A 10,000-nucleotide genomic window follows, 5' to 3' on the forward strand; every position below is an offset into this window, starting at 1 on the left:
TCAGTTATAAAACGCTACCAGCAGATGTTAACTTCAGGTCCGCCTGTTAGAATAGTGCGGTCAAAACAACAGGCTTCGACCTAAGATTAAGAAAATGCAAAAGAATACAACCCCTTGCTACTACGGTGACTACCTGCAACTGGACAAAATTTTAACAGCTCAGGCACCGGAAAGCGCGAAGTATGCCAATGAAGCTCATGATGAAACTTTATTTATTGTGGTACATCAGGTCTATGAATTGTGGTTTAAACAAGTACTGCATGAACTCAAGGCCGTGTTAGCTGTTTTTGCCACTGATGAAGTTAAAGACCAGCAACTGACAGGTGTGGTGCATAAACTCAAACGCGTGATCACTATTCAGCAGTTAATGAACCAGCAAATTGGGGTGATGGAAACCATGACGCCGCAGGATTTTATGTCCTTCCGCGATTATTTGGTGCCGGCTTCAGGTTTTCAGAGTGTGCAGTTTAAAATGCTGGAAATTGGTTTGGGTTTAAAAAGTGAATATCGCATCGACTTTGACAAAAACTCCTTTTACAGCCGCTTAAATGAAAAAGACCGGTTGTTTTTAGAAGGCTTGGAAACTCAGCCAAGTTTGTTTGAGCAAATAGAAAAATGGCTGGAGCGTATGCCATTTTTACAATTTGGCGATTTCAGCTTCTGGCAGATGTACCAGAGCGCGACTGAAAACATGCTGAATGAAGACGAAAGCACTGTGTTGTCGATAGAACAGATTGCTGAACATGAACGCGAAATGCAGCTGAAAGAAATTATCAATACCAGAGCCAAATTCGCCGCTTTGCTCGACAAAGATAAATACGCTGAATTACAGCAACAAGGCAGCTTCCGCTTAAGTCAGCGCGCTATGCTGGCAGCGTTGTTTATTACTTTGTATCAGGAAGAGCCGGTATTTAACTTGCCATTCCAGGTGCTGACCTGTCTGACTGAAATCGATGAAAATATGACGATATGGCGTTATAAACACGCCATGATGGTGCAGCGTATGCTGGGGACTAAAATTGGCACTGGTGGTTCCTCGGGTCATGATTATTTAAAACGCACCACAGAAAAGAACCGTATATTCACCGATTTATTCCATATGGCTACCTTCCTGCTGCCAAAATCGGATTTACCTGAACTGCCTTTCGCTGTGCGCAAACAGTTGGGGTTCTATTTCTCAGGTGCGCAGCAGGTCTAGTATCGGCGATGAAAATGTAGGGGCAGGGTTTATCCTCGCCCCTCTATTGATACCGCGGTGCCCGTTGACGGGCCGGGACAAGCCGCGGCCACTGCAACCCGACAGTCTTTCAATTCAGGTCCGCAGGGCATGAAACCAGCGGTTTGTATTTGGTAATGACACACCGCTGATTTTGAAGGCCGCATAAAACAATTGCAGATGAATTTGTGTTAATGCAGCAAGATCACGCTGATAACCCCCACCAATGACAGCTGCCACCGGAATACCCCTGTTGAGGCATTCGCTCAACACATACCAATCCCGCTTTGCTACTCCCGCTGTACTAATATGCAAAAGCCCCAAATCGTCCTGCTGATGAATGTCGATACCTGCATCATAAATGACTAAATCCGGCTGATGGATGCGTAACAAATAATCCAGACTTTGTGTGACTGCTGCCAGATACTCGTCATCGGTACAGGCTGTGGCCAAACCTAAATCCCAGCTTGACTGTTGCTTACGGGCAGGGAAATTCTTCTCACCATGCAATGAAGCGGTAACTACAGCAGGTTCATCGGCAAAAATCGCGGCAGTGCCATCGCCCTGATGCACATCACAATCAAAAATCAGCACTTTATCCACACCCTGAGTTAAGGCGTAGCGTGCTGCTACAGCTAAATCATTAAACAAGCAAAAACCACTGCCCTCACTGGCAAATGCATGATGATAACCACCACTTAAATGCAAAGCTAAACCTTGCTGCAAAGCAAGTTGAACCGTTTTTACTGTGCCACCTACAGAGGTTAAAGAACGGGTAACTAATTGCTCTGACCAGGGAAAACCTATACGTCGCATGGCCTTGCTATCGAGCTGACCAGAGATAAGCTGCTCTGTATAAAATGCCTGATGCACTGATAATAACTGCTCAGTACTGGCGATTTCAGATGAAGTGAAGTATTCAGAGGGTACACCCAGCTCTAACAAAGCCTGATATAGCGCCTGATATTTACCTATCGGATAGCGGTGCTTATAGGGCAGTTCGAGCTGGCTATAGATAGGATGATAAATCAGCCCCGGCGGTTTTGTTCGGACCACTGAATTTCTACCTCAAGTTCACTAATGGCTTTGCGACACCGGCCTAATCGGGCGTGAATAGCCAATACTCTGTCTGCACTAGTGTCCGCTGAACCTCCGGATAACTGGCGCTGTTCCAGTTCCAGCATATCCAGTAGACGCCTTTCAAAGCCCTGATACTCAGACAGTTGCTGATAAAGCTCCTGAGTAGAGCGGCGTAATTGTCCCACCATCGCCTGAGCTTGTTCTGAGGCATTGGGAGAGGCGGGGCGCTTCTTGCCTTTGCCGGGTAAATACCTTAAGTCTTTGGTTTGAAAGGCACGGCTTAAGGCCTGAATTTGCGCGCTGAGTTTGGCCGCTAAAGCCTGAGCTGAGCTGGTTCGCTGTTCTGTGCTTGCTTTGAGGCGCTTGAGCATGGTTTCAGCTTCGAGCACATAGTCGGTTAAAAAAGGCGAATGAGATTGAAACAAATCACTGTCAAACCAGGCTTTTTGTTGCCAGTTGCTTTGTTTGCCATCAATAGCTTTGGCTTGCACAATCAGCTGTTTGAGTTGTTGCTCAAGCGCAGCCAATAAGTCTTTCATCCATTGCTCCAGGCTTGCCATAACAAGCGGGCGGTAATAGCTAATACCATAGTTAAAAACAGTGGCCGGATAAACTTACTGCCAAAACGAATGGCTGAACGGGCACCAAAATAGGAGCCGAGCATTAAACAAGCGCCCATTGCTAGCCCTAAGGCCCAATAAATATGACCCAACCAGGCAAAAGTCACTAAAGCAAATACATTGCTGACACAGTTCATCGAACGCGCTACACCACTGGTCAACAGCAAGTTTATTTTATACAGTGCCATAGTCGACACCATCCAAAATGAACCCGTCCCAGGACCGGCCAGGCCATCATAAAAACCTAAGCTAAAGCCCTGAGTTCTTTGTCGCCAGAAATGTGCAGAGGTTTGCTCTGGTAAGGTCAATTGGTCGTCTGGCTGCATTTTTACCAGCAGGCTGTACAAGGCGGCTATCACGATAAAAAACGGGATAATACGCTCCAACCATTCTTTACTGATTAGATCCACAACCAAAGTGCCACATATTGCGCCAACAGCGGTGAATATCAAAGCTGTGCGCCAGTAGGCCGGATCAAAAAGCTTACGCCTGTAATAGGTGACTGAAGCAGTAATAGAGCCAAAAGTAGCAGCCAGTTTATTTGTTCCCAGAACCAGGTGGGGGGGTAAACCTGCGGTTAGTAGCGCAGGTACTGTCAATAAACCTCCACCTCCGGCTACAGCATCAATAAAACCTGCCACTAAAGCTACCGCACATAAAGCCGCTACTACCCAAAGGTCTAAACCTAATTCCATCTTTACTCTTCAATAGTTTGTGAAAAGGGGGGCAAGGCTTTCAGCATTGCCTTGCCGTAAGTTTTGGTCACTAAGCGTCTGTCTAAAATTACAATACGGCCATGGTCCATTTCCTGCCGCAGCAGTCTACCACAGGCCTGCACCAGTTTTCGTGCTGTTGCTGGCACCGTCATTTGCAAAAAAGGATTGCCTCCACGTTTGGTAATAGCCTCCGACAGCGCTTCTTCTAAGGGGGAAGAGGGTACTGCAAAAGGTAATTTAGTGATCACCAGATTCGTAAGCAAAGCCCCGGGTAAATCCAAACCTTCTGAAAAGCTTTGGGTGCCACATAAAATGCTGCCTTCGCCAGCTTTGACTTTCAGCGCATGCAGTTCCAGCAGGGACTGACGGGATGCTTCTCCCTGCACTAAAAACGACCAGCCTTTAGCGCGCAGTGCTTCTACTACTTTCTGCATTTGCCAGTAGGAGGCAAATAGCACCAGGTTGCCAGCTTTTTTCTGCAGATACTGTGGCAGTTTGCTAATTAGCTCGTCAGTAAAGGCATCACTGCTGGGATCAGTGAGCATTTTGGCTAACAGCAAACTGGCTTTGTTTTGATAATCAAAAGGAGAGTCAACTTTTAATGTTTTCAATCCGGGGTGCTGCGCAAGGCCTAGTTCTTGTGTGATGTAGTCAAAACTATTGAGGGTAGTTAAGGTGGCAGAGCAGAGCACTGTAGCGAAAGCCTGACTAAATAATAAATCGTCCAGTAAAAAGCTGACTGACAAAGGGCTGGCATAAGCGCTGCTTTGCTGATGCTCTTTTTGATCTTGAGTGACCCAACGTGCCTGATTCACATGTTTTTGCTGTGGCACTGAATACAAACGCCAGAGTTCTGATTGTTGCTCTAATCTGTGTTCTATGGCCGTGAGTTCAAATTGCAGCGGCAGCACCAGCTTAGGTGCAACTTTATGTTCAGTGGCGGCTTCGGATAAGAACTGTTGCAATTTTTCCACTGCAGATAAAGCTTTACCGCTTAACTCGGCTAATTGATCTGCGTTTGACTCAAAGGCCTGTGGTAAGACCGCATCAGCAAAACGGTAATGTGGCTCTTTGGCAAACCAAAGGCTCTGATTCAACTCAATTTGATGCTGCACGGGTTTGAGTTGTTTTAAGAAGTCTGCAACATACTCATCCAGTTTTAATACTTCCGTCATAGCGCCGTGCTGTGGCAACACACCAGCGAGTTGCTGAGTCGTCTTCTTTAGTTTCTCCAGATACTGAGTGGGAAAATGAAGTGGGGCATAGGCTGAGAAAAAGTCGCGACCACTATCGGGTAGATGGTGAGCCTCATCTATCACATAAATGCATTCCGCTGGTTCCGGCAGTATTTGCGAGCCAGCGTCTAAATCTGCCAGCAACAACGCATGATTGACTACTAATACAGTACTGCCTTCAATTTCGGCTCGGGCTAAATGAAAAGGGCATTGATGGTGCGCGGGGTTGGCTTTACTGCAGTGTGCCGGATCCGAAGCTATGCCGTACCAGTGTTCATCAGCAATAGGCTCTTTTAAGCTGTCTCTGTCGCCCAGCCAATGTCTTTGTTGCCAGTTGCTGAGTAACTGCTGTAGTAAAGATGCTGGCGCCGTGCTTTGAAATAAAGGTAATAAATCAGGCTGTTGCAATTGCTGACGGATTTTTTCAATGCAGGCATAGCGTTGACGACCTTTTACCAGACAAAACTCAAATTTCAGCCCGCTGTACTTTAGAAAAAAAGGTAAATCTTTTTGCACCAGTTGTTCTTGCAACGCTACAGTGGCGGTCGCTATCACCAGAGTTTTTTTATGCTTTAATGCAAAGGGAATAGCCGCCATTAAATAGGCCAGCGATTTACCTGTCCCTGTTCCCGCTTCCACTAATAAGGTTCTGTCGTAGTTGTGGTAACTGCCTGCCAGGGTATTGGCAATTTCTGCCACCATTTTGTTCTGGCCGGGACGAGGCTGGTAATTCGTCAGATTGCTTTTTAGCTGCTGATGAATTTCACGAATTTGACTTTTTAGAGCATCAGTAAGCATTAAAACATCTGGATAAAAAAACAGGGGTTCATGATAAGTCAGCTTTTAATTGATAGCAATAATGACTTTACCGATAAAAAGGGCGGTTTTTATCGGCGAATAAATGAAAAAATTTGACTTATGAGTCGTGGAGTTAAGTTTACAAATTTTAGCGACGAAATTAGTAAAAAGGCAAAATTGGTTAAAATGAAGTCTGATTTTGAGCGATAAATGAACTTTTTGGGGGTTAAATATCGATGTATTTTAAAAATACACCCAGTATATTAACCATCTATGCTTAAAAATGATTAGATTGTCGGGGTCGTTGACAACACCAATGGAAATTTGTTCCGTAAAAGCTGTTGACCATGTTGAAAAATTGCGTTTATTATCGGGTCGTTGTTTTCGGGGTCCACCTCGATTGCGAAAAGTTCGGAGTTCCAATCGCCGTAAAGGTTGGTCATCGTAAAAATAGAATCACTAGATAGTGGTCCAGGGAGAAAAACATGTTTACAAATAATAAATTATCAAAGGCAGTGCGTTTAGCAGTTGCTTTTGGTGCCGCCTCTACAGCTGCATTCACGGGATCAGTAAATGCACAAGAAGCTGAAGAAGCTAAAGATGTTGAACGGATTGAAGTTACTGGTTCTCGTATCAAACGTACTGACTTAGAGTCTGCAAGCCCAATCACAGTATTTACTGCTGCTGATATCGAAGCTTCTGGTCACGTTACTCTGGAAAAATTCGTTCAGTCTTTACCAGCAGTAAACGGTGCAGCTCAAGGTTCTAACGTAAACAACGGTAGTGCTGGTAATGCTACTGTGTCTTTACGTGGTTTAGGTTCAGGTCGTACTCTGGTACTGATCAACGGCCGCCGTTTTGCTTCAAGCGATTTAAACTCTATTCCTCTGTCATTTGTTGAACGTGTAGAAGTTCTGCGTGACGGTGCTTCAACTGTATACGGTTCTGATGCTATCGCTGGTGTTGTTAACTTCATCACCAAAACTAACTTCGAAGGTACAGAAGTTAGCGCTCAAACTGATATGACTGGTGAAGGCGATGGTGAGACTTACAAGTTCTCTGTGACTACTGGTGCTTCCAGTGAAAAAGGTAACGTTGTTCTTGCTTTAGAATACAGCAAGCGTCTGCCTATTTCTCAAGGTGACCGTGACTTCTCAGCTTGTGCTTACGCAGATGATGGCGAAGGCGGTGTTGAATGTGTGGGTTCAGGTACTGGTGCTGACGGTACGTGGCGTTCTAGCGCTCCAGGTAACTACTACACAGCTTCAGGTGCCGGTGGTTCTACAAGCTGGATCGTTGACCCTGTGACTGGTTTAAACCGTAAGCTGACAAGCGCAGACACTTTCAACTATGCAGCTGTAAGCTACATGGTTACTCCACAGGAAGTGTTCAGCATCAACGGTTCTGGCCGTTATGAATTAACTGACAGCACTCGTATTTTCACTGAAGCTGGTTTCACTAACCGTCAATCTAACCAGTTAATGGGCGCTGAAGGTACATTCTGGGGACAAGTAGTTCCTGCTGATCACCCGGACAACCCAACTCGTTTTGATATCAACGGTAATGCAGCAACTCCTACTGCTGTTACAGTAAACCGTCGTTTATTCGAAACTGGTGGTCGTGCCTTTACTCAAGACTTCTCTGATTACCGTATGGTGATTGGTTTCGAAGGTGACTTCGAAAACAACTGGTCATGGGATACATCTTTTAACTACGCTCGTTATGTAGATTCACGTATTGACTTCGGTCGTGCTAACCCTAAACGTTTCCTGACTTTAACTAACCCTACTGCTTGTGCGGCTGATGCAGCTTGCCCAGGTTTATGGAACCCGTTCAAAGCCGGTACTTTAACTGATGCAATGATCGATTACGCTTTCCTGCCAAACTCACCAGTAGTTCGTGGTGTAACTAAGCAGTTCCAGGCTAACTTAAGCGGTGACTTTGGTGACTTCGAATTACCAGCAGGTCCAGCTGCGTGGGCTTTTGGTGTTGAAAGACGTTGGGAAGATTACCTGAACCAGCCAGACGGCGCTGCTATCATCGGCGAAATCTACTCAGTAGTAGGTGAGAAGACAGAAGGTCAATACGATCTGAACGAAGCTTACTTAGAATTAAGCGCTCCGTTACTGGCTGACTTACCAATGGTTGAAAGCCTGAACTTATCTGCAGCTGTACGTCGTACTGACTACAACTTCCTGAGCGCGGCTTCTAACACCAAGTTAGGTTTAGAGTGGACTCCTTTTGATGGTTTATTAGTACGTGCTACTAAAGCTGACGGTTTCCGTGCTCCAAGCATCTCTGAACTGTATGCTCCTCAAGCTGAGTCAAACCTGAACTACGCAGAACCTTGTACTAACTATGCAACTGGTACTCAGTCTGCAAACGTGAAAGCAAACTGTGCTGCTGAAGGTTTACCAGGTAACTTCACTCTGACGTCTAACCAGGCTAGTTCTTTAACTGGTGGTAACCCAGATTTGACTCCTGAAGAGTCAGAAAGCTTAACTATGGGCTTCGTATACACGCCGTTTGATAACTTCAGCTTCGCAGTAGATTACTTCGACATTGAAATCACTAACGGTATCGGTACTGCTGGTACTAACAACATCGTTACAGCCTGTTATGAAAGTGCAAACTTCTCTAGCCCGCTGTGTGCTCTGATGGTTGGTCCTGGCGCGTTACCAACTCCGGCAGCTCCGCACCCAACTTCACCACGTCGTGACGCTTTAGGTGCTATCTCTGGTGTTCTGGTTACTAACGCTAACCTGTCAACTTTCGAAACTTCTGGTGTTGACTTCGATACATCTTACAGCTTCGATTTAGGTTCAGGTCGTCTGAAAGTACGTTTAGACGGTACTTACTTAGAGAACTACTCATACGTACCTTTCGCAGGTGAAGCTGAGCTGAAATATGCTGGTAAGTATGCAGAAGACCAATGGGAAACCAGCCCGGCTGCGTTCTCTAAGTTACGTGCTAACTTAACAACGTCTTACACTACAGATGCATGGTCTGCAACCTGGATGATGCGCTCTATGTCAGGTGTTGATGCGTTAACTCCAACAGAAGGCAACACTAGTGATAGCACTGGTACAGTTGTGTATAACGACTTACAAGGTAGCTACTACTACGACAACATGACCTTTACATTAGGTGCTCGTAACTTACTTGATAAGAAACCACCATATGTAACTGACTACGGCGATATGAACACTCTGAACGCGTCATACGATACTGCTGGTCAGTACTGGTATGCTCGTGTATCAGCTAAGTTCTAAGCTGAACTACTGAAAAAAACCAGCCTTATGGCTGGTTTTTTTTTACCTTATTACGGCATAAAAATGATCTGCCGCAAGACGGTTCTTTGTGGTAAAACCTAGACTGATAAAAACAGACTGCGATAAATAAGAAGTGATGAAACAGTTAGATTCCGCTCAGTTAATGCAACAGGCCTTAGGCTTTTATCAGAGCCAACAATACCAGCAAGCTAGCCGGCTTTTACAGATCCTGGCATCACGTCATAAGGATCACGTGCAGGTATGGCATTTAAAAGCACTGACAGAGCGTAAGTTAGGTCTGGATCAGGATGCTTTTCATTCTTTTGAATATGCTTTTAAGTTACAGCCTGACAATCCAGAGCTGTTAAATAATTTCGCAAATTTACTCAAGCGTCTCAAGCAGGAAACAAGAGCTTTAACTTTGTTCCGCCGCGCTATTGTGCTGCAGCCTGAGTATTTTGACGCTCATTACAATGCAGCTTTGTTGCTGCAAGAACAGCGTAAAGTACAGGAAGTTATTCCTCTATTACAAAAGGCGCTGAGTTTAAAACCAAAACATCCTGATGCAATTTTGGCTCTGGCGCAGGCTTTTGAAAAAAGCGGCAGAGTGGCGGATGCAGAGCAGCTATTGGAAACTGCTGTGGCCGAACAACCCGCCCAGTTGAAATTATGGCTTATGTACTCAATCACGCTGAGGCATCAGGGAAAGTACAAATTTGCGCTTGAGCAATTAGGTAGAGCTGTGGCTATTAACCCGGCTGATTTGGCGTTAAAACGTGAGTACGCGACAATCTGCTATTTAGCCGGAGAGATAAAAACTGCGATATCACAAGTCAGAGACTTATTACAGCAGTTTCCGACCGAGGCGTCTTTGTACCATTTACTGGCAGATTTCAGATGGCTGGCCGGTGAAGACGATTGCTTTAGTCACTACGAACAGATCTTAAAACTACAGCCACAGTTACTGCATTTGTATGGGCCTTATATACAGAAGCTGATTAAGGCAAATGCGATGAAAAAAGCAGAGCAGATCACCGACCTGTATCTGGCGCAACAACAAACA

General features: G+C 45.4%; 7 protein-coding genes. 3 read left to right on the plus strand and 4 right to left on the minus strand.

What is annotated here, in order from left to right; translation table 11 throughout:
• Positions 1 to 94 precede the first annotated feature (94 nt).
• On the plus strand, positions 95 to 1,198 hold the full coding sequence (locus tag LDL40_RS00880; protein WP_300992766.1) for a tryptophan 2,3-dioxygenase family protein: 1,104 nt from the start codon (positions 95 to 97) through the stop codon (positions 1,196 to 1,198).
• A gap of 114 nt (positions 1,199 to 1,312) precedes the next feature.
• Here the strand turns inward: LDL40_RS00880 and LDL40_RS00885 are convergent, their stop codons facing one another.
• From LDL40_RS00885 to dinG, 4 genes are read right to left on the minus strand one after another with little or no spacing between them, the layout of a single operon-like run.
• Positions 1,313 to 2,272: a histone deacetylase gene (locus tag LDL40_RS00885; protein WP_300992768.1), complete on the minus strand. Its 960-nt coding sequence runs from the start codon at positions 2,270 to 2,272 to the stop codon at positions 1,313 to 1,315.
• Positions 2,245 to 2,835 carry a primosomal replication protein PriC gene (gene priC / locus LDL40_RS00890; protein ID WP_300992770.1) on the minus strand — a complete coding sequence of 197 codons (591 nt, stop codon included), beginning with the start codon at positions 2,833 to 2,835 and terminating at the stop codon, positions 2,245 to 2,247. Before priC ends, LDL40_RS00885 begins: the two co-directional genes overlap by 28 nt.
• Entirely contained in the window at positions 2,832 to 3,611 is a 780-nt protein-coding gene (locus LDL40_RS00895; RefSeq protein WP_300992772.1) for a TSUP family transporter, read from the minus strand. The genes priC and LDL40_RS00895 overlap by 4 nt, the downstream gene beginning before the upstream one ends.
• A gap of 2 nt (positions 3,612 to 3,613) precedes the next feature.
• A complete protein-coding gene (dinG, locus tag LDL40_RS00900) occupies positions 3,614 to 5,665 on the minus strand; it encodes an ATP-dependent DNA helicase DinG (RefSeq protein WP_300992774.1) in 2,052 nt (683 codons plus the stop codon).
• A 485-nt stretch (positions 5,666 to 6,150) separates the two neighbouring features.
• On the opposite strand from dinG, the gene LDL40_RS00905 reads away from it, so the two are divergent.
• Together LDL40_RS00905 and LDL40_RS00910 are read left to right on the plus strand one after the other, a co-directional pair.
• A complete protein-coding gene (locus LDL40_RS00905) occupies positions 6,151 to 8,937 on the plus strand; it encodes a TonB-dependent receptor (RefSeq protein WP_300992776.1) in 2,787 nt (928 codons plus the stop codon).
• A 136-nt stretch (positions 8,938 to 9,073) separates the two neighbouring features.
• The coding region (locus tag LDL40_RS00910) for a tetratricopeptide repeat protein (RefSeq protein WP_300992778.1) at positions 9,074 to 10,000 on the plus strand (927 nt) is incomplete at its 3' end.

The sequence above is a fragment of the Rheinheimera sp. genome, assembly GCF_020217005.1.
Lineage (GTDB): Bacteria > Pseudomonadota > Gammaproteobacteria > Enterobacterales > Alteromonadaceae > Pararheinheimera.